Consider the following 20,545-nt stretch of genomic DNA (forward strand, 5'->3'; position numbering starts at 1 on the left):
TTCGAGGATCACGCGGTGACCACCCTCATGTCCGGGATTCGATACTCACCGGACTACTCGGCGAGCTCCTACACCACGCTATTGGACGCAACCCAGCTCGAAGGCCAGACCGAGCAAGCATGGTGCCTGACTTTGACCACGAACGCCGTAATCGAGCTGTTATCCGGGGCAATATCAGAACCGGCCTGCGGCGATCCCGTCGCGGCGGTGCGCGAAGCGGCCCCCGTTATACGGGGCAAGCTTGGAAGGTGGTGGCGAGAGTGCCCAGGCACGAAAGGTCGCAGAAATCCCCGAATTGAGGGGTTCCCGCAGAACTTGCCGAATTGAGGGGTTCCCCCAGAACTCGCCGAATTGAGGGGTTTCCGCAGAACTCCCCGAATTGTGGGCGGATTCGAGGTTCTGCCGCGAACGACGCAACCGGCGGCGTATCCCGGCCGGCTACCGGTCGGGGGCTCGTGCACTGCGGGCCCGATCGCGACGTGTGGGGGTCGCGGTAGAAGTCGCCGAAAATCCAACGAAGTTCGGCATATGCGCTGATCAGCGCTAGGTGTGACGCGATGTCGCCCATTGAGCGACAGTCCGACCGACAGACGTTCCAGCCCTCTGGGTTCAGGGTTTGGTGCGGCAAACACCCTGTACCGCATGGACATTGGAACAAGTCCGCAGCGGCCGGGCGCGCCGAGTCGCACCGCTCGACAAGGGCCGTCGGTGTATCCGATTGGTGGCCAACGACTCTGGTAGGTCCGGGTCAGCCTGCCACACTGGATCGGCGGTGTCGGCCCGAATCGTCAGAGAGCGGGCATTCGATACCGTTCATGCGGTAATCACCTGTGGAAGGCACGAAGATGACCAACCCGCAATCGAATCAAGCCGTATTCTTCACACAAGTCAGCTATCAGGGCGATCCCTACACCTATTCCATCGAGGATGGTGTCGTGGAAGTGACCGGATCGCTCAACGACCGGTTCAAATCCGTCAAAGTCGGCGCGGACGCGAAGGTGCTGGCCTGGCAGAACTACGGCTTCGGCGGCCACTACGCGGAATGGGAAACCGACCAGCCCGATATCTCCAGCATCGGCGGCCTCTCGGTGTTCACCGTCACCTACCGCAGCACCCGATTCATCATGGCCCGCTTCGTCAACTCCACGCAAACCAACCGCGTGTTCGCTATGAAGGTGAACACCGCAGGCGTCGACCCCGGGCTCAGCGAACGGTGGCTCGCGCAGAACGATCCCGACTTCTATCCGATCGCTCTCGCTTTCGAAGACGGCCGGAAGGTGACCACCGGGCTGTATGTTCGCGACGAGCAAACCTACGTCTTCAACCCCATCGGATCCTGTTACTTCCGTTGGAACCGCAACACCGACGCCGTCGAGCTGGAACCCGGCGTGAACTTCCCGGCAGGAATGAACCATAAGCAGGAAAGCGCCAGCGAATTCACGTTCGACCTCCTGGACGCACCCCCGTCGCGCTGATCACCCGCGTCGGGACTACGACGCGAAAGAGTCAGCAGGGCTGGCAAAGTCCATTCGATGGACTGGCCCTCCGCTACCCGGGATTCCGGTAGCAACGGCGCGAAAAACCATGACAATGGCTTGACCAGCAGCGATGGCGAGATTTTTCGCTGAAAATGCGGCGTGTGCGCTGTAATCAGCTGTCTTGCAACAGTTTATGGACTCGACCCGAATACGTTGGCAAGGGGGCAGGTGAATGACTGTGCGGCGTACCCAAATCGGGTGCGCCGCACAGTCAGGTCTGGGCCTACCCGCCGGAGGGCCCCCGGTCGAGGTGGTGGTTCGTTGCTCGCGGCCGGGCGGTCGTGTTCGGGTTCGTCAGACGATCTTGATCTCAACCGGTCGGCGCATCACTGCTGGTGAATGATGTCCGGTTGTGGAGGCCGTGGTGGGTGCAGTGGTTGGGTTCAGCGTTGAACGGCAGCAGCGGATGTGGGATGGCTGGCGTGGCGGGGAGTCGCTGATGGTGATCGCCGATGTTGTGGGCAGTACCCATCCGCGGGTCAGCCGGTTTCTGCGTGCCAGCGGCGGGATCCGGCCGGCTCCTCGTCGACGGCGAGCGGGGCACCTATCGCTTGCTGAGCGGGAGGAGATCTCAAGATCGCCCGATGGCTCCGCCGCTGTCACCCCGAAGACGCCATGCGGCGGGTCTCGCACGAAACGATTTACCGCGACCTTTACATGCCGTCACGGAAAGTGTTCGACCACAACATGTTTCATCACCTGCGAGGCGATCGTCCGTTCCGGCGGCCGCGTCGCAAAGCCGGGTCGCACGGGCGCGGACGCACCCGGAACATGGTCTCCATCCACGACCGTCCCGCCGAGGCCGATGCCCGTGAGGTGGCCGGGCATTGGGAGGGGGATCTGGTGTTCGGAGCGCGCCCCTCGGCAGTGGCGACGCTGGTGGACCGTGCCACCCGCTACATGATGGTCGTCGCACTGCGCGACGGGTACAAAGCCGATGCTGTCGCCGAAGCCTGGCCCGGCACATGGGCAGGTTGCCGAAATCACTTCGCAGATCGCTGACATGGGACCGCGGCCGAGAAATGGCCGCTCACATCGTGATCACCGAAGCATTGTCGATGCCGGTGTACTTCTGCGACCCGCATCATCCCTGGCAACGTGGCACGAACGAGAACACCAACCGCCTGCTGCGCCAATACCTGCACAAAAGCGCCGACCTGTCGAAGTTCACCCAGGACGACCTCGACGCGATCGCCGCGAAACTCAATCACCGGCCCCGCCGCGTGCCCGGGTGGAACACACCAGCCGAGGCGTTCTGCACAGCCGAGCTCGCGCGGCACCAGATGGCGGTAGCGCCCACAGTCCTGCTGTGATCATCAATCTTGGCGGCCGCGCTACCCTGTCCAGTCGAACGATGCACTGACCGGTTGAGATCGAGATCGTTTTCCGAACAGCGTCTTCTTGGGGTCCCGGTAGAACTCGCCGAAAATCCAACGAAGTTGGATAGATGCCCTGATCAGGGCAGTATTCGCAGCGCTCCGACGCTCAGCATCGGACGCGAGAAAGTCGCATCCAATGCGACCCAGCGGTACTCGGTTCGTCCGGATACCTTCGTTCGCGAGACACCCTCAGCGACAGTGCCTTTCGCAGGTCGAACCCATAACGCATTCCGGGTACGCGGCAACGTCAAGCGGTCAGTTGGCACTGCAGATGTAAGTCCCCATCGATAGGATCTGCCGCATGTCGTTCGGGGTGGGAGCAGTTCATCGGATTCATAGGTGGCTGTCGAGTGCATGTGCGGCGGCCGCTGTGGCCGGACTGATGGCGACCGCTCCGGTCGCGCACGCGGAGACCGATGGCGCTTCGTGCACGGAGGGCTGGCAAGCCGATATTCTCGCGTCGGGTCTGGGTGGTCTGGAGAATCTCGAGACCGACGGGGGCGGCGGCTTCTACGTGTCCGGCATTGTCAAAGGCGTCCTGTACCACGTCGATTCCAGCGGCGAGGTCACCACGCTCCTGTCGGGTCTGGACAATCCGGCTGGGTTGCGGCTGCTCGGTGACGATCTGTACTTCCTGACCGGCGACGGCACCGCGTTCACCGGCACCGGCACCCTTCGGCGTTACAACGTGACCACCGGCGCGGTGACCACGCTGTTGACCGGGCTGGTTCAACCCAACGGGTTGCTGATGCTTCCCGACGGGGGACCTGCTCATCTCCCACCTGTCGATTCCCGTACCGGTGGGCATGAGCCGGTATCGGCCGTCCACCGGTGAATTCACCCCGCACTGGTCGAATACGCCCTACCCCAACGGTATTGCGCTGACAGCGGACCAGACAGCCATCTACACCGAAAACGACTTCACCTCGCAGGTGCTGAGAATTCCGCTGGATGCGCCGACGGCCGCCACTGTGGTCGCCGGCGTTCACGACGGCCTCTTCCCGGGCCTCGACGACATGGAGGCGACCCAGGCCGGGCAGCTCTATCTCGCTGGCGACACCTCCGGCAGTGTCTACAGCATGGATCCGGCGAGGGGCTCCACCTGCACCATCGCTACCGGCTGGCAGACCTCGAGCCCGATGCTGCCCAACGGCCCGACCTCGGTCCGGATCGCCCGCGACGGACAGGGCTGGGCGCTGTATGTCACCAGCATCGACGGCAACCTACGCCGCCTGCGTCCCCCGCCCGGCGTCGACCTCACACCCGTACTCGCCGACACCGACGTCGCACCCCAGGCCTAGCCTGAATCGGGGGTCACAGTGCCACTTCGGCGGCGCGCCGGCGCGGACGAGGGTGGCGGTTGAAATCGGCGGTGCGACTGTAGATGTCCGCATCGAGGAGTTGGCGGCGGATCCTGCTACCGGTCCCACCGCTGGGCCGCTGCCCTGGAATCCACTGGGACAGTGCACAAGCGGACCCGTCCCTACACGCCTCGCACGAACGGGAAAGTGGAGCGATTCAAGTGCGCCACGAGGCGCATGGTTGTATTCCCGGCTCAGCCGGGAGGGACTCGAAGGGAGGTTCCTGGGTCTGATGGCTTACCCGGAGCCGAAAGGTTAACGGGGACAAGAGCATGCCAGATAACCGGCGGCCGGGTCCAGGTGTCAGGGACGGTGCGTCGGGAGACCCGCGCGATAAGGCGAAAGCTGGATTGCCTGAACCCCAATCTCCAGAAGAGGAAAGTTCACCTCCACCGGAAAGACATCCGAAACCGGTGCCGGCCCTGCAACGCCCTGTTGAACGGTGGTGCAACCTTCGGGGCAGGGAGCGATGCCCAGTGAGGGTATTGAAGGAGATGAGTGGGGCGCCTACGTCGCGCTAGATACGTATGACCATGACGAACGTGGGATCGCCTACCGGACGCGAGTCCCAGGGCGACGGAGGTCTGGTAGTAGTCGCCGGAGTCACGTCCGGCCAGGGAGAGCGGGAAAGCCGTTCACAGGGCGAAGCAGACCAGGTGACAAGGACATTCACGACTATCGAGAGGTATGCGTAATGCAGAGCGCCGAAACGGTGCTGGATGTCCTGCGTGAACGCGGCAGGCGCGGCCTGCCGCTCAAGCAACTGTATCGGCAGATGTTCAATCCGCAGTTGTATCTGCTGGCCTACGGCCGCATCTACGCCAACAAGGGTGCGATGACGGCCGGGGTTACACGGGAAACCGCTGATGGCATGTCGCTGGGCAAGATCGACCGGATCATCGAGGCAATGCGCCACGAGCGCTACCGGTTCCGGCCGGTCCGACGAGTCCACATCCCGAAGAAGAACGGCAAAACCCGTCCACTCGGGATGCCCACGTGGTCGGACAAATTGGTCTGCGAGGTGGTGCGCCTGCTGTTGGAGGCGTACTACGAGCCGCAGTTCTCCGACCGCTCCCACGGGTTCCGCACCGGCCGGGGATGCCACACCGCGTTGCGCGAAGTGAGCAACACCTGGACCGGGACGACGTGGTTCATCGAGGGCGACATCGCAGACTGCTACGGCTCTTTCGACCAGGACGTGCTGGTCGGAATCCTGGCGGAGCACATCCGCGACAACCGGTTCCTGCGGCTGCTGCGCAAGATGCTGACAGCCGGATACCTGGAGGACTGGAAATGGGGAGAAACGCTGAGCGGAGTTCCCCAGGGCGGCATCGCTTCACCTGTCCTTTCGAACATCTACCTGCACAAACTGGACGAATTCGTCGAGACAGCGCTCATCCCGGATTACACCCGGGGCCGGTTGCGAGCCCGCAACCCGGCCTACCGCAAGATCGAGTCGGCAATAGCGACGGCCAAACGGCACGGTGACCGCGCCGAGGTCCGCGCACTCTATCGGCAACTGCATGCCCTGCCCAGTCAGGATCCGAACGATCCCGGCTATCGCAGGCTGCGGTACTGCCGTTATGCCGACGACACCTTGCTCGGATTCGCCGGACCCAAGGCTGAAGCCGAACAGATCAGACACCGACTGGCGACGTTCCTGCGTGATGACCTCAAATTGGAACTGTCTCCGGAGAAGACGCTGATCACCCACGCCCGCAGCCAGCGGGCGCGGTTCCTCGGCTATGAGATCAGGATCGCGGGCAGCGACCGCAGGACCCGACGCCCGGACGCCTCCGACCGGCGCAATCGCCGCTCGGTGAACGGGACCGTGGTCCTGCACGTCCCCGCTGACGTGATCAGATCCAAAGCCGCCCTCTACTTGTCGCGCGGAAAAACCCGCGTGCCGGAACCGGATTGTCAACGAAGACGACTACACCATCGTCGGCAAGTTCGGAGCCGAGTATCGGGGCATCGTCCAGTACTACCTGCTCGCCTACGACGTTCAACGGCTACACCGGCTGCGCTGGGTCATGGAGACCTCCATGCTCAAAACCCTTGCGCGCAAGCATCGCTCGTCAGTGTCGAAGACGGCGGCCCGTTACAAGGCCAAGACCGCGACACCGCACGGGAAGCGGGTGTGTTTCGAAGCCAGTATCGATCGCGGCAGCAGGAACCCACTGGTCGCACGGTTCGGCGGAATCCCGTTGCGGCGAAGCAAGACCGCGGTCATCACCGACCACCAACCCCACCGGCCGCTCTATCCCCGCAAGAAGCTGATCCAACAGCTGCTCAAAGGGATATGCGAGCTCTGCAAGCAGACGGACGACATCGAAGTCCACCACATCCGCCGGCTTGCCGACCTCGCGGCGATCGGAACACCGCCGCACTGGGCAAAGGCCATGGCCAACAAACGGCGCAAGACCCTCATGGTCTGCCGCGACTGCCACGACCAAATCCACGCCCACCGGGCAACATTCACGCAGTAGTCACCGGAGAGCCGCGGTGCTCGGAAACGGGCATGCCCGGTTCGGGGGCAGGCTGAGTGGAAAAGGACCAGCAACGCTGGCACCTCGCCGCTCAGCCGAGCCTACCGGCACCCTGGCCCGCGGATGGGCCTACGTCCCCGAATACGACTCCGAACAGGACCGCCGAGCGGCGCTGGTGGACTTCCTCAACCACTACAACCACGACCGGCCCCACGCCGGAATCGGACATCGGTCACCCAGCAGCCGGGTCCCGCAACGCAACTACCGTCTCACCAGTCCCTGCTCCAGGATCCCGACCACTCCACCCCCCACATCGGCCTCCCGAGCAGCTCACCCTCGACCTCGACGCAGTGGAACCAACCTCGTGAGACACCACACCTAGCTATGTGATGTCGTCCATGCTTGGTTTGACGTCGGGCAAGGGCTGGGCGTTGCCGCGGACACGCGCATGTCTGGCATTGAAGCGCGACTGTGTGCAAAGGTGCAGGTCAGTATGTGCCCTCCGCAGGATTCGAACCTGCGAAACCCGGGTGTCGGGGGTGCGGAAGGTTCACTGAAGCAGGGTATTCGGGGTGGAAGTCACGCCGCGTTTCACTCGTCCATCATCGCGCGGTGTGCGCGGAAGCCCTGCTGTGCCGCGTGGATGGATTCGCGGGTGCCTTCGGCGGCGGCCAGGACGCGCAGTATCAGCGCGCAACCGAGGAACCCGAAGATCACCATCAGGGTGACGGCGATGTGCGGCACGGCTTCTCCTTTTAGATATCGGGGTGTGCGCCCGGGCGCGCGTGCGCGCGTACGGGTTCCCCACTTCATACCTCCGATGCTGGTCAGGTCGCTGATCCTGACGATTTCTTTACGGTGGTGTCTCGCGTTGTTGACAGGATCCGAGCGGCCTCGGAAGGGCCTACCGGTACGAGATCAGGCTGGATGTCGGCAACCGGGGGTCGCTCGGCGAACTACTGCGCGTGTAGCAACAAGACAGCAAACATCGTGCTGGCATCGAAGCTGAAGCTCCTCCGCAAGGCGTGCGGATCTACGCTGGCTCGGTCTGCCCCGTGATCAAAAATGTGTGTTACACCACACTTTCCCGCAGAGCATAGTTACTGTGTAGCTATCATTCTTGACGCAAGTGTCCGCCAACCAGTGGTCAGGGGAGCTGTTCCAAGTCGAATTCAGCGAGAGGGTGGTCGCATGACTCGTCGGTATGGAGAATCCAAGACCAGCGCGTCGCGACGCGCCCTGCTGCCGATCGTCGGCGCGATACCACTGGCCGTCGCGGTGACCTGCTCCATCGCCACGGGCGACGCCGCGGCGCAGCCCAGCGTCCCGGCTCCCGCGGCTGTCGAGCAGCTCTGGACGAGCCCGGTACAGCCCAGTGCGTTCGGCATCGCGGTGCCGCAGGGCGTCCCCGACGCCATGCGCGATCAGGCGCAGAACGCTGCAGCCGCTGCCAATGCCGCCCTCGGCGACGGCCTGCACTCGGTCGACGACAACTACTCGGACAGGGTCACCAGGCTGAACGTGGGTAGCGGCACCGCCGGTCTCATCATCGGCACGGTCGTGGGGGCGGTACCGGGCGCGGTGGTCGGGGCGGTACCGGGAGCGATTATCGGGGCTGCGTTCGGTGCGATTGCCGGCGCGATCGCGGGCGGCGTCGTCATGGCCGTTCCGACCATGGGGGTGGGTGCGCCCATGGGGGTCGCAGGCGGCGCTCTCGCGGGGGCCGGTATCGGTGGTGTGGTCGGTGCTGTGGTCGGTGGTCTGGTGGGCGCTGTTTCCGCCGGCGTCGTGGGCGCAGCCGTCGGTTACGAGCTCGGCGCAGCGACCGGGCAGGGCAACGGTATGCAGGGCACTTAGCCGGAATTCACCGCGCTCGAAAAGACTGACCGGTACGAGATCTCGCGTGGGCAGTGGGGGAACCCTAAGCTGTCGTGCGTGAATTCCGGGCGGGCAATGGTCGACGGGCGTTTCGAGTTGATCGAACCACTCGGCAGCGGCGGCATGGGCACGGTGTGGCGCGCCTACGACATCGCGCTACACCGTGAGGTGGCGTTGAAAGAGGTGCGGGCCGAAGGCGACGCGGGCTCCGCGGAGGTGCAGCGGGAACGGGTGCTGCGCGAGGCACGCGCGCTGGCGCGCATCACGCACCCGAATGTGGTTGCCATCCACCACATCGTGGACACACCCGCCGAGAAGCATCCGTGGATCGTGATGGAACTGGTCGCGGGCGGCTCGCTCGCGGACCGGCTGGACGAGGGGCCGATGTCGCCGGGACAGGCCGCCTGGGTCGGTCGCGGCATCCTGGCCGGCCTCCGCGCCGCACACGCGGTGGGCGTCCTGCACCGCGATGTGAAACCCCCGAATGTGTTGCTGCGCGCCGACGGTTCCCCCGTCCTCACCGACTTCGGCATCGCCGCGGTGAACGACCTCACCGGTCTCACCTCCACCGGCAGCGTCGTCGGCTCCCTCCCGTACGTCGCCCCCGAACGCCTCCAGGGCCACGAGGGTCACCCCGCCTCCGACCTCTGGTCCCTCGGCCTGGTCCTCTTCGCCGCCGTCGAGGGCTACCAACCCATGCGCCGCGACACCGACGTCGCCACCCTCGCCGCCGTCCTGATGGGCGCGGTCCCACCCCCACGCCAGGCGGGCCAGCTGACCCCGGTCCTGCAAGCCCTCCTGGTCCCCAACCCCGGCCACCGCCCGCCGGCCGACCAGGTCGACCAGATGCTCGCCCAGGTCACCCAGGACTACACGCCGCCGTCCCACACCTTCACCTCATCGCCCCAGGACTTCACGTCGCCGTCCCATTTCCAGGGATTCACGACGGCGTCCGGACCTCAGGACGCGCCGCCGTCGCAGGGCTTCCCGGTAACGCCCCCGCCCCAAGGGTTTTCGACCGCACCGCAGCAGCAGGGCTTCCCGATCTCGCCACCGCCGATGGGATACCCGACAGTCCAGCAACCCCACGGATTCACCGCATCACAGCAATTCCCGCCAGGCTCGCCGAACCCTGTCCACACTGCGCCGCAACGCAATTCGCGCCCATTGATCCTCGCCGGCGTCGGTATCGTCCTGGCTGTCGCCGCGGTCGCCGCCATCGCCCTGTGGCCCTCCGCCTCCGGCGGCGGCCAAGGCCAATCGGGCCAGCCGAACATCCCCACCCAACCCACCGGCATCCCCCTGAGCGGCATCATCCCGCCCACCGTCATCGCCCCCACCACCGCCAAGGGCGATGCCACCACCGACCTGCTGACACCCGACGGCATCCGCAAGGCCGTCGCCGCCCTCGAAAAGGTCACGGGCGGTAAGCAATTCACCGAAACCACCATTTACCCGACCTACATCAGCACGGGTGCCCCGGTCCAGGGCCGGCCCAACGTTTACGACACGTTCTCCTACCGCGACGGCGTCGTCAAACGCGAAGGCCCAGGCTCCACACTGACCGATCCCACCATCGACCTGTCCGCTATCAACTGGGACCTCCTCCCCGCCCTCTTCACCGCCGCAGCCCAGCAACTCAACGTCCCCAAACCCACCAGCCGCTACATCATCGTCAACCCCGCCTGGACCTTCAACGACGACCAGCCCAGCCTGCTGGTCTACCTCTCGGACGACTACGGCGCCGCCTACCTGGCGGCCGGCCTCGACGGCACCATCGTCAAGACCTACCCCCACAAATAGCCCCGCCGGTCAGGCCACGGTCGAGGACGGCCCGGCCAGCCGGTTCCGTTCCCGATGCGCCTTCTGGCGACAGGCCGGGGAGCAGTAGCGGGCGCGACGGCCGGTGCCCGAGCGGGAGAGCGCGGAACCGCAGATGTGGCAGGCGTCGTCGGCTCGATCGTCGGTGGCGCGGTCGCGCGCACCGCAGATGGTGTCGAGGGTGGCGGTCGAATTCCGGTCGGCCCGAAGAGAATCCAGGATCAGCGCGGCGGTGCGGCCGATGCGAGCGGTCTGCCCCGGCAGGCGCTGGGCGGCCGTGCATGCGGTGAAGATGCCGAGCACATCGGCCACCGAGATGTCGGCGCGCACCGCGCCGTGGTGCTGGGCGGCGGCCAGCAGCAGGGTCAGGCCCTGATGAAAGCGCATGCCCGCACCGTGCACCCGGGCGCGCGGCCAGCCGTCGCCCAGTGTCAGCAGATCGCAGGGCGTCTCCTCGGTCGGCGCGGAGGCGACGACCTCGACGCAGAAATCGAAGAAAGCCACACCGGGATCGCGATGTTTGAGATGATCTGCGGCCAGAGCGTTCAGTCGTTCGATCCGTTGCTCGAGAACCGCTTCCAGCAGTCCGGCCTTGGTCGGGAAGCAACGGTAGACGGTCCCCGCGCCCACGCCCGCCCGGCGGGCGATCTCGGCCAGCGACACCGAGGCGCCTTGCTCCGCGAAGGCTTGCTGGGCGGCATCCAGGATGCGGGCGTACGTAGCTCGCGCCTCGGCACGCGGGGCGAGACGCGGCACGGTCGCGGTGCGGATCGGTCGAGGCATCGTTCGTGCTGGACTCTCTGGTTATCGAAGGTCTTGCGTCTTCGATGTTCTCACGCGTCGCGTGGTGCGGCCACACAAGGCGCGGGGCGTTTCGGCTATCGAGCCGGGGCCGTTACGAATTCGGTGTTTCGTTACGCCATGTGTGCGGGTGGCTGTTCCTTTCATAACGCCGGGATTCTTCTCCTCCACGCCAGATGACCTGCGTCATCGATGAATTCGCCCCATGTATACAGAGTTCGCGGTAACGATCCGCGCGCAGTGAACTTTCGGCCGTACCGGTCGGCCCGTATGGTCCGAAACGGGTTGAGAAAACCTAGAGTTTCAAGAATGGGGGTCGATATGGATCCTGGAGCATGTGAATCCTGGACTATCGAAATGCCGGACGGTGTCGGCACGAAAGTGGATATATTGCGCGCGGCGGAGGCCTACGCACCGGTTGTCGTGGTGTGGCCCGGCATCGGGGCCCGCGGTGCGCAATATCGGCAATTCGCAAGTGAATTGCGGGAGCGCGGTTGCACGGTAGTCGTCGGCGAACTTCACGGGCAGGGAGAATCCCGCCCGGAGCCGCCGCGGACAAGCCGGTACGGCATGCACGCCCAGGTGGTGAACGACTATCACCGGGTCGCCGAATTTGTGCGCGAGCAGTTCCCGGCATCGTCGCTCTATGTCCTCGGGCACAGCTTCGGCGGGCAGCTCGCGGCCTGTTATGCGGCGTGGGAGAAGAACATTGCGGGTCTGGTACTGATCGCCTCGGGCACGGCCCCGGTCGATCAAATGCAGAACGTGACCGTGCTGCGCACCGTGGTCACCAAGATCGTCCTCGAGCTGGTCGGCCTGATCGGGCTGGTCCCGCGCACCACACTGCTCGGCGCGCCCACCCGCGGTCTGGTGCTGGATATCGTGCGCATCGCCAAAACCGGGCGTTACGAACTCGGTGGCACCGATTACGACTACGAGGCCGGCATGGCCGACAGCGAGACACCCATGCTCGCAATCACTTTCACCGGGGATCGCAATGTCCCCGCCTGGCAGACCGACGTCCTGCTGAGCAAATTCCGCAGCGCGGCCATCGGCCGCCGAACCATCGATGAAGGACTCGGGCACTTTTCCTGGAGAAAACAACCACGCACTGTCGCTGCCGCCGTCGCCAGCTTTGTTCGTGACATCGAGAATGGTGGAGCAGATGACCAGCGTCAATGAATGCCCTGTCGCGCACGATATGACGGCGGAGGACCTCGCGGCCGGAGAATCCCGGCCGATTCCGGGTCGGCGCGATCGCATCGGAGTACTTACCGCGATTGATTTCCAGCGCAATGGAATTCTGGAGATCATCGAGCGCATGTGGCGCGAGTACGGAGACATCTCCGAACTACGGGTGGCCGACAAACGCATCGTGGTGATGGCGCATCCCGAGCACGCGCGCGCCGTGAACGTCGAGCGGATGGAGAAGTACACCAAGGGCCCCAGCTACGACGGCGCGCGCACGTTGCTGATCGGCGACGGTCTGGTGACCAGCGTCGGCAAGGAGTGGAAGACCCAGCGAAAGCTGCTGTCTCCCTTCTTCACTCCCAAGGCGGTGCGCGGGTACGCGCCGTTGATGATGGAGGACGCCGAATGGTTCTCGCGCCGTTGGGAATCCCGCGCGGGCGGCCACGAGCCGGTCGAAATGCTCTCGGAGATGGCCGCTCTCACCGCGTCCATCATTCTCAAGAGCCTGTTCAGCACCACGGCGCAGGACGTCCGGGAGCAACTGCAGGACGCGGTCGAGACGATGATCCAGTACACCTCCGGCCGCCAGCTCAACCGGTTCCGCCCGCCGGAGTGGGTGCCGACTCCGGCGCGCCGCGAATACGAGATCGCCCGGGATCGGCTCGACGAGTTCGTGCTGCGAGTGATCACCGAACGCCGCGAGCTGCCCGCCGACCAACGCCCGGCGGACCTGCTGTCACAGATCATGTCGGGCGAATCCACGCTCAGCGACAGGCTTCTGCGCGACCAGTGCGTCACCATGCTGATCGCCGGGCACGAGAGCACCGCGCGCACTCTCGCCTTCGTCTGGTACGTCCTGGCCACCAACCCGGAGGTGGCCGCAAACCTGCATGACGAGATCGACGCACTGCCGCAGGATATTTCGCTCGAGGATCTGAAGGACGCGCCGTACACGCTCGGCGTGATCAAGGAGACGCTGCGGCTGTACCCGCTCGCACTGCGGGCAGGAGTCGCTGCCGAACTGGTTCCGCAATATCCAGCAGAACCCGGATGTCACCGTGCAGATCGCGGGCCGGAAGGTCGAGACCTGGGCCAGGATCTTCGAGCCCGGCTCCGATGAGCGCGCGCGGACCTGGTCGCTGCTGGCGCGGAAGAACCGCGAATTCGCCTGGATGCAGCGATGGGCCGAACGTGAAGTGCCGGTGCTCATCTGCGATCTGAATCCGGCACGAGTACAAGGAGTGGGAATCGTATGACCGCCCAGACCGACCGGAGCCCCTGGGCCACCCTGGGGGCACTGTGTTTCGGATTCTTCATGCTGCTGGTCGATATGACCATCGTGGCGGTGGCCAATCCGGCGATCATGGCCGAGTTGCACACGGGCGTATCGACTGTTGTGTGGGTGACCAGCGCCTATCTGCTCGCCTATGCGGTGCCGCTGCTGGTCACCGGGAGGCTGGGTGACCAGTTCGGTCCGAAAACGGTCTATCTGGCCGGGCTGACCGTGTTCACGTTCGCCTCGCTGGGGTGCGGCGTGTCCACCAGTATCGGCATGCTGATCGTGGCGCGGGCCGTGCAGGGGGTCGGCGCGGCCTTGATGACGCCACAGACCATGGCGGTGATCACGCGAATCTTCCCGCCCGACAAGCGCGGTGCGGCCATGGGCGCGTGGGGGTCGGTCGCGGGCGTGGCCTCGCTGGTGGGCCCGATCATCGGCGGCATTCTGGTGGACGGGCTGGGCTGGAAGTGGATCTTCCTGGTGAATGTGCCCATCGGCGTGGTGGCCTTCGTGCTGGCGGTGCTGTTCGTACCGGCGCTGCCGACGCATCGGCACCGGTTCGATCTGCCGTCGGTGGCCCTGAGTGTGGCGGGGATGTTCCTGGTGGTCTTCGGGATTCAGCAGGGCAATACCGATGATTGGTCGGGGCGGATCTGGTTGTGCATCGGGGCGGGACTGGTCCTGCTGGTGGCCTTCCTCGGGGTCCAGGCGCGCAATGCGGGTGAGCCGCTGGTGCCGTTGTCGCTGTTCCGGGACCGGAACTTCGCACTGAGCACGCTGGCCATGACCGCGATGGGCGTGGCCACCACCGGGATGATGTTGCCGGGGTACTTCTATCTCGAGAACGTGCGCGGGATGAAGCCGACCGAGGCCGCGACGGTGTGGATCGTCATGGCCTTCCTGACCGCGCTGTTCTCCCCGATCGTCGGCAAGCTGGTGGACCGGGTGCACCCCCGCGTGGTTCCGGTGGTGGGCTTCGCCGGATTCGCCGTCGGCATCGCCTGGTTCGGGCTGGTGATGAAGCCGGAGACGCCGCTGTGGCAGTTGCTGCTGCCGCTGGTGTGCATGGGTATCTCCAACGCCTGCGTCTGGTCGCCGCTCGCGGCGATCGCCACCTATGGGCTGCCCATGCATCAGGCCGGGGTCGGCGCGGGCGTGTACAACACCGCCCGGCAGGTGGGTCTGGTGCTCGGTAGTGCCGGGATCGGCGCGCTGATTCCGGCTCGGCTTGCCGCGCACGGCATTCCGTCGGTCGGTGAAGGCGGGAGCGGATCCCTATCGGGCACAGTGCAATCCGCGTTCAGTGCCGCGCTGGCGCAGTCGATGGTGCTGCCCTCGGCGGTGCTGATCATCGGTATCGCCGCGTGCCTGCTGCTGGGACATCGGACTCCCGCGCCTTCGCCGGCGGCCGCGGCGCCGGAGACGGCGGACGCCCTGGGCTGACCCGGCCCGGCTTCGCGACAGCCCCGGAGAGCATTGCTCTCCGGGGCTGCTCCGCGTCCGGATTCCGTCGAAGTACCAGGTCCTGACGGTTTCTTGATGGATTTGGGCGATATGTCGACGACATCTCTGCGACACGCGGCGCGACCCTGTAAGCGGAGCGTCAATGCGACCCGCTGGGACGCTAAGAAGGCGTAAAGGACCTCGAAGTCGGGCTATCCGGGCGCTTGACTCACTCCGGCGCGTCTCAGGACGTGCCCGAAAGCAGAGAGGTTTCGAGACATGTCTGTCGTGGTGTTCACGGTGCTGACGGTGGCGATCTTCGCCCTGTTCGGCTTGATCCAACGCGGGGTGGAACGGCTGTGACGCAGAACATTATCGGTCTGGTCCTGGCCGTCGGTATCGCCATCTATCTGGTGGCGGCGCTGCTGTATCCGGAGAGGTTCTGAGTGAGCACGACAACAGCGGGGATCCTGTTCGCGGTATCCCTGATCATCGCGCTGGCCGCGGTGCATGTGCCCCTGGGCGACTACATGTACCGGGTCTACAGCAGCGAGAAGCACTCCAAGGCCGAGAAGGGCATCTATCGACTGATCGGCGTGCAGCCGGGCGTCGAGATGACCTGGGCCGTCTACGCGCGCAGCGTGCTGGCCTTCTCGGCCATCAGCGTGCTGCTCCTGTTCTTCCTGCAGCTGATTCAGGGCAAACTGCCGTTGCACCTGAATGATCCGGGCACCAAGATGACCGCGGATCTGGCGTGGAACACCGCCATCAGCTTCGTCACGAACACGAACTGGCAGAACTATGCCGGTGAATCGACGATGGGTCACGTCGTTCAGGCCGTGGGCCTGAGCGTGCAGAACTTCGTCTCGGCGGCCGTCGGTATGGCCGTGGCGGTCGCGCTGGTGCGCGGCTTCGCCCGGCGTCGCAGCGGCGAACTCGGCAACTTCTGGGTGGATCTGGTGAGGGGAACCACCCGTATTCTGCTGCCGCTGTCGATCGTGTTCGCCATCGTGCTCGTCGCGGGCGGCGCCATCCAGAACCTGCACGTGTACGACCAGATCGCCCAGACGGTGGGCAACACCGGTTCGCAAACCCTGCCGGGCGGACCCGTTGCCAGCCAGGAGGCGATCAAGCTGCTCGGCACCAACGGCGGCGGCTTCTACAACGTGAACTCGGCGCACCCGTTCGAGAACCCGACCGCATGGACCAACTGGGTCGAGATCTTCATGCTGCTGGTGATCAGCTTCTCGCTGCCGCGGACCTTCGGTCGCATGATCGGCTCAAAGAAGCAGGGCGCGGCCATCGCCGCCGTCATGGCAACCCTGGCCATCCTGAGCGTCACGGTGATGAACTTCTTCCAGCTGCAGCACCACGGCACCGTCCCGAGTGCCATCGGGGCGTCCATGGAGGGCGTGGAAACCCGCTTCGGCGTATCGAATTCGGCGACCTTCGCCACCGCGACCACGCTGACATCCACCGGTGCAGTGGATTCCGCGCACGACTCGTACACCAGCCTCGGCGGCATGATGACCATGTTCAACATGCAGCTCGGTGAGGTCGCGCCCGGTGGCACCGGTTCGGGCCTGTACGGCATGCTGATCCTGGCCGTGATCACGGTTTTCGTCGCCGGTCTGATGGTCGGCCGCACCCCCGAGTACCTGGGCAAGAAGATCAATCCCCGCGAAATCAAGCTGGCTGCTTCGTATTTCCTGGTGACGCCGTTGATCGTGCTGACCGGCACCGCCATCGCGATGGCACTGCCGGGCGAGCGTGCGGGCATGGCCAACTCGGGTCCACATGGGCTCTCGGAAGTGTTGTATGCCTTCACGTCCGCGGCCAACAACAATGGTTCGGCCTTCGCCGGTCTGTCCGGCAACACGGTGTGGTGGAACACCGCACTCGGCTTCGCCATGGTGTTCGGCCGCTTCATCCCCATGATCTTCGTGCTGGCACTGGCCGGTTCGCTGGCGGCTCAGGGTCACACCCCCGCCTCCGAGGGCACGCTGCCGACACATCGGCCGCAGTTCGTCGGCATGGTCGCGGGCGTCACCATCATTCTGGTCGCGCTCACCTTCCTGCCGATGCTGGCGCTCGGCCCGCTCGCTGAAGGAATCCACTCATGAGCACTCCCACTCTCGATTCCGCGCCGGCGGAACAGGCGCACGGCAAGCCGAAACGCGGTGTCTCGGCGGGGTTGTTCGACCCCAAGATGCTGGTGAAGTCCTTGCCGGACGCGGTCAAGAAGCTGGATCCGCGCACCATGTGGCGCAATCCGGTGATGCTGATCGTCGAGATCGGCGCGGTCTGGTCCACCATTCTCGCGCTGGTGCATCCGACGTTCTTTGCCTGGGCGATCGTCGTATGGCTCTGGCTGACAGTGATTTTCGCCAACCTGGCCGAAGCGGTGGCCGAGGGCCGCGGCAAGGCGCAGGCCGACACCCTGCGAAAGGCCAAGACCGACACCATCGCTCGCCGTCTGGTGGACTGGTCCCCGGGCGCGCGGGTGGTCGAGGAGAAGGTCGCGGCCCCCGACCTGCAGCGCGGCGACTACGTGGTGGTCGAGGCGGGCCAGGTCATTCCGGGTGACGGCGATGTCGTGGAAGGCATTGCCTCCGTGGACGAGTCGGCCATCACCGGTGAGTCCGCGCCGGTCATCCGCGAGTCCGGCGGTGACCGTTCCGCGGTCACCGGCGGCACCACGGTGCTGTCGGACCGGATCGTCGTCAAGATCACCCAGGAGCCGGGCGGCTCGTTCATCGACAAGATGATCGCGCTCGTCGAGGGCGCCTCGCGGCAGAAGACGCCGAACGAGATCGCGCTGAACATCCTGCTGGCCGCGCTGACCATCATCTTCGTGTTCGCGGTGGCGACCCTGCAGCCGCTGGCCATCTTCTCCAAGGCCGACAACCCTGGCGTGCCGGACAATCTGGCGCTGGACCTCAATGGTGTCACCGGCATCGTGATGGTCTCGCTGCTGGTGTGCCTCATCCCGACCACCATCGGCGCGCTGCTGTCGGCCATCGGCATCGCCGGCATGGACCGGCTGGTGCAGCGCAATGTGCTGGCCATGTCCGGGCGGGCCGTCGAGGCCGCCGGTGACGTGAACACGCTGCTGCTGGACAAGACCGGCACCATCACCCTGGGCAACCGCCAGGCTTCGGACTTCGTGCCGATGCCGGGCATCACCGCCGACGAATTGGCGGACGCCGCACAGCTTTCCAGCCTCGCGGACGAGACCCCGGAGGGCCGCTCGATCGTGGTGTACGCCAAGCAGGCGTACAACAAGCGCGAGCGCACTCCGGGTGAGCTGACCGGCGCCCACTGGGTGGAATTCACCGCCCAGACCCGCATGTCGGGGGTGGACCTGGCCGACGGCCACCAGTTGCGCAAGGGCGCGGCCAGCGCCGTCACCGAATGGGTCCGCTCCAACGGTGGTCAGGTACCGACCGAGGTCGGCGTGACCGTCGACGGCATCTCGGCGTCCGGCGGCACCCCGCTGGTGGTGGCCGAGATCAAGCAGGGCACCGCCACGCTGCTCGGCGTCATCCACCTCAAGGACGTGGTGAAGCAAGGCATGCGGGAGCGCTTCGACGAGATGCGCCGCATGGGCATCCGCACCGTCATGATCACCGGCGATAATCCGTTGACCGCCAAGGCCATTGCCGACGAGGCGGGCGTGGACGACTTCCTGGCGGAGGCGACTCCGGAGGACAAGCTCGCGCTGATCAAGAAGGAGCAGGCCGGCGGCCGCATGGTCGCCATGACCGGTGACGGCACCAATGACGCGCCCGCGCTCGCGCAAGCCGACGTGGGTGTCGCCATGAACACCGGTACGTCGGCGGCCAAGGAAGCCGGCAATATGGTCGACCTGGATTCCGACCCGACCAAGCTGATCGAGATCGTGGAGATCGGCAAGCAGTTGCTGATCACCCGTGGTGCGCTCACCACGTTCTCGATCGCCAACGACATCGCCAAGTACTTCGCGATCATTCCCGCGATGTTCGTGGTGCTGTTCCCGGGTCTGGACATCCTCAACATCATGCGGCTGCACTCGCCGCAGTCGGCGATCCTCTCGGCGGTCATCTTCAACGCGCTCGTCATCGTGGGTCTGATCCCGCTGGCGCTGCGCGGTGTGAACTACCGTCCGTCGAGCGCGTCGAAACTGTTGAGCCGCAACCTGTACATCTACGGCCTCGGCGGCATCATCGCGCCGTTCATCGGGATCAAGCTCATCGACCTTGTCATTCAATTCTTCCCGGGGATGTCCTAATGCGTATGTCAGCCTGGATTCGGCAACACATCGCGGCGCTGCGCGCGCTGCTGGTGCTCACGGTGATCACCGGGCTCATCTACCCGGCCGTGGTTCTGGGTATCTCGCAGATACCCGGGCTGAAGGACAAGGCGGACGGGTCGCTGATCACCAAGGACGGAAAGCTGGTGGGCTCCAGCCTGATCGGGCAGGCGTTCACCGACGGCAAGGGCAATGCGCTGGTGCAGTACTTCCAGACGCGGCCGTCCAACTCCGCTCCGGCCGACGGCAGCATTCCCGACGGCTACGACCCGACCAACACCGCGTTCGGCAATATGGGCCCGGAGTCGGTGGTCGACACCCTCGACGCCAGTGACCCGAAGAAGGACAAGCCGAGCCTGCTCAGCACCGTGTGCTCACGTAGCGCGGCGGTCGGGCAGCTGGAGGGCGTGGACGGCAGCCGTCCCTACTGCACCTCCGGTGGTGTCGGCTCGGTGCTGGCGGTCATGGGCGACCGTGACTCGCACGGACTGGTCACCCACCCGACTCAGGTCATCAGCGTCAACGAGGTTTGCTCGACCGATCCGAAGAACCCGACGACGCCGTTCGTGCAGGCGTACGAGGGCGTCAAGGTGGAGTGCGCCAAGCGCGGCGAGGACTACTCGGCCGGCCAGATCGTGCCGATCCGCGGCGTCGCCTCCTCCGACACCCCGGTGCCGACCGATGCGGTAACCGCCTCGGGCTCCGGCCTGGATCCGCAGATCTCCCCGGAGTACGCCGCCATCCAGGTGGCGCGGGTTGCCAAGGCGCGCCACGTCTCCGAAGATCAGATCAAGGCCCTCGTGGATGCCCACCGGAGCGGCCGGGCCCTGGGCTTCATGGGCGAGCCCACGGTCAATGTCGTCGAGCTGAACTACGACCTGGACAGCAAGTACCCGTCCAAGGGCTGATCAGCCGACCCCTGGGGTCCGGTCGCTTCGCTCACGAGGGCGACCGGGCCCCTTGGCATATCACCGTCTCGACGCCGGAAGCCCTTGCCGCGTCGGAATCGTCGTGTCACGGGGCGTGTCAGGTCCGTGTCAGGTGTGTGGCAGCGGGGGAGACGACAGTTGCGGA

At 65.3% G+C, this 20,545-nt stretch carries 18 protein-coding genes and 3 pseudogenes; 19 read left to right on the top strand and 2 right to left on the bottom strand.

Annotated elements, in window-relative coordinates:
* The 9 genes and pseudogenes from ACWEKS_RS41835 to ACWEKS_RS41875 all read left to right on the top strand — a co-directional run.
* Positions 1–327, top strand: a 327-nt coding sequence (locus ACWEKS_RS41835) for a hypothetical protein (RefSeq protein WP_452345266.1), incomplete at its 5' end; no start/stop codon positions are given.
* Between the two features lie 518 nt (positions 328–845).
* Positions 846–1,475, top strand: coding sequence for a beta/gamma crystallin domain-containing protein (locus tag ACWEKS_RS41840; RefSeq protein WP_452345267.1), 630 nt, complete (start codon positions 846–848; stop codon positions 1,473–1,475).
* A 720-nt stretch (positions 1,476–2,195) separates the two neighbouring features.
* Positions 2,196–2,851 (top strand): annotated as a pseudogene (locus tag ACWEKS_RS41845) (IS30 family transposase).
* Between the two features lie 448 nt (positions 2,852–3,299).
* A complete protein-coding gene (locus tag ACWEKS_RS41850) occupies positions 3,300–3,752 on the top strand; it encodes a hypothetical protein (RefSeq protein ID WP_452345268.1) in 453 nt (150 codons plus the stop codon).
* Entirely contained in the window at positions 3,724–4,218 is a 495-nt protein-coding gene (locus tag ACWEKS_RS41855; RefSeq protein WP_452345269.1) for a hypothetical protein, read from the top strand. Before ACWEKS_RS41850 ends, ACWEKS_RS41855 begins: the two co-directional genes overlap by 29 nt.
* A 108-nt stretch (positions 4,219–4,326) precedes the next feature.
* Positions 4,327–4,437, top strand: a pseudogene (locus tag ACWEKS_RS41860) (IS481 family transposase); the annotation flags it as partial.
* Positions 4,438–5,185: 748 nt separating this feature from the next.
* A pseudogene (locus ACWEKS_RS41865) lies at positions 5,186–6,019 on the top strand (reverse transcriptase/maturase family protein); the annotation flags it as partial.
* Between the two features lie 199 nt (positions 6,020–6,218).
* Positions 6,219–6,767, top strand: a complete 549-nt coding sequence (locus ACWEKS_RS41870; protein ID WP_452345298.1) for an HNH endonuclease — start codon at positions 6,219–6,221, stop codon at positions 6,765–6,767.
* Positions 6,768–6,783: 16 nt separating this feature from the next.
* A complete protein-coding gene (locus tag ACWEKS_RS41875; protein ID WP_452345270.1) occupies positions 6,784–7,149 on the top strand; it encodes an integrase core domain-containing protein in 366 nt (121 codons plus the stop codon).
* Between the two features lie 209 nt (positions 7,150–7,358).
* Here ACWEKS_RS41875 and ACWEKS_RS41880 read toward each other — a convergent pair whose 3' ends face one another.
* A complete protein-coding gene (locus ACWEKS_RS41880; RefSeq protein ID WP_452345271.1) occupies positions 7,359–7,511 on the bottom strand; it encodes a hypothetical protein in 153 nt (50 codons plus the stop codon).
* Between the two features lie 447 nt (positions 7,512–7,958).
* Here ACWEKS_RS41880 and ACWEKS_RS41885 point away from each other — a divergent pair, with 447 nt between their 5' ends.
* On the top strand, positions 7,959–8,624 hold the full coding sequence (locus ACWEKS_RS41885; protein WP_452345272.1) for a hypothetical protein: 666 nt from the start codon (positions 7,959–7,961) through the stop codon (positions 8,622–8,624).
* A 78-nt stretch (positions 8,625–8,702) separates the two neighbouring features.
* Positions 8,703–10,448, top strand: coding sequence for a protein kinase domain-containing protein (locus ACWEKS_RS41890; RefSeq protein WP_452345273.1), 1,746 nt, complete (start codon positions 8,703–8,705; stop codon positions 10,446–10,448).
* Between the two features lie 9 nt (positions 10,449–10,457).
* On the opposite strand, the gene ACWEKS_RS41895 is transcribed toward ACWEKS_RS41890, so the two are convergent.
* Positions 10,458–11,249 carry a TetR/AcrR family transcriptional regulator gene (locus ACWEKS_RS41895; protein WP_452345274.1) on the bottom strand — a complete coding sequence of 264 codons (792 nt, stop codon included), beginning with the start codon at positions 11,247–11,249 and terminating at the stop codon, positions 10,458–10,460.
* A 258-nt stretch (positions 11,250–11,507) separates the two neighbouring features.
* On the opposite strand from ACWEKS_RS41895, the gene ACWEKS_RS41900 reads away from it, so the two are divergent.
* The 8 genes from ACWEKS_RS41900 to ACWEKS_RS41935 all read left to right on the top strand — a co-directional run bounded on the left by ACWEKS_RS41900 (position 11,508) and on the right by ACWEKS_RS41935 (position 20,379).
* Entirely contained in the window at positions 11,508–12,449 is a 942-nt protein-coding gene (locus ACWEKS_RS41900; protein WP_452345275.1) for an alpha/beta fold hydrolase, read from the top strand.
* Positions 12,433–13,578 (top strand): cytochrome P450, encoded by a 1,146-nt coding sequence (locus ACWEKS_RS41905; RefSeq protein WP_452345276.1) that lies wholly within the window; start codon positions 12,433–12,435, stop codon positions 13,576–13,578. The genes ACWEKS_RS41900 and ACWEKS_RS41905 overlap by 17 nt, the downstream gene beginning before the upstream one ends.
* Entirely contained in the window at positions 13,493–13,714 is a 222-nt protein-coding gene (locus tag ACWEKS_RS41910) for a nitroreductase/quinone reductase family protein (protein ID WP_452345299.1), read from the top strand. Before ACWEKS_RS41905 ends, ACWEKS_RS41910 begins: the two co-directional genes overlap by 86 nt.
* Positions 13,711–15,180 carry a DHA2 family efflux MFS transporter permease subunit gene (locus ACWEKS_RS41915; protein ID WP_452345277.1) on the top strand — a complete coding sequence of 490 codons (1,470 nt, stop codon included), beginning with the start codon at positions 13,711–13,713 and terminating at the stop codon, positions 15,178–15,180. The genes ACWEKS_RS41910 and ACWEKS_RS41915 overlap by 4 nt, the downstream gene beginning before the upstream one ends.
* Positions 15,181–15,539: 359 nt before the next feature.
* The gene (gene kdpF, locus ACWEKS_RS41920) at positions 15,540–15,626 is read left to right on the top strand and encodes a K(+)-transporting ATPase subunit F (protein WP_120737472.1); all 87 of its coding nucleotides are present in this window, start codon (positions 15,540–15,542) and stop codon (positions 15,624–15,626) included.
* On the top strand, positions 15,627–17,303 hold the full coding sequence (gene kdpA, locus ACWEKS_RS41925) for a potassium-transporting ATPase subunit KdpA (RefSeq protein ID WP_452345278.1): 1,677 nt from the start codon (positions 15,627–15,629) through the stop codon (positions 17,301–17,303).
* Complete coding sequence (gene kdpB / locus ACWEKS_RS41930; RefSeq protein ID WP_452345279.1) at positions 17,300–19,450, top strand: potassium-transporting ATPase subunit KdpB; 2,151 nt, start codon at positions 17,300–17,302, stop codon at positions 19,448–19,450. Before kdpA ends, kdpB begins: the two co-directional genes overlap by 4 nt.
* Positions 19,450–20,379: a potassium-transporting ATPase subunit C gene (locus ACWEKS_RS41935; RefSeq protein WP_452345280.1), complete on the top strand. Its 930-nt coding sequence runs from the start codon at positions 19,450–19,452 to the stop codon at positions 20,377–20,379. Before kdpB ends, ACWEKS_RS41935 begins: the two co-directional genes overlap by 1 nt.
* The last annotated feature ends 166 nt before the right edge of the window (positions 20,380–20,545 follow it).

The sequence above is a fragment of the Nocardia sp. NPDC004711 genome (assembly GCF_053601595.1).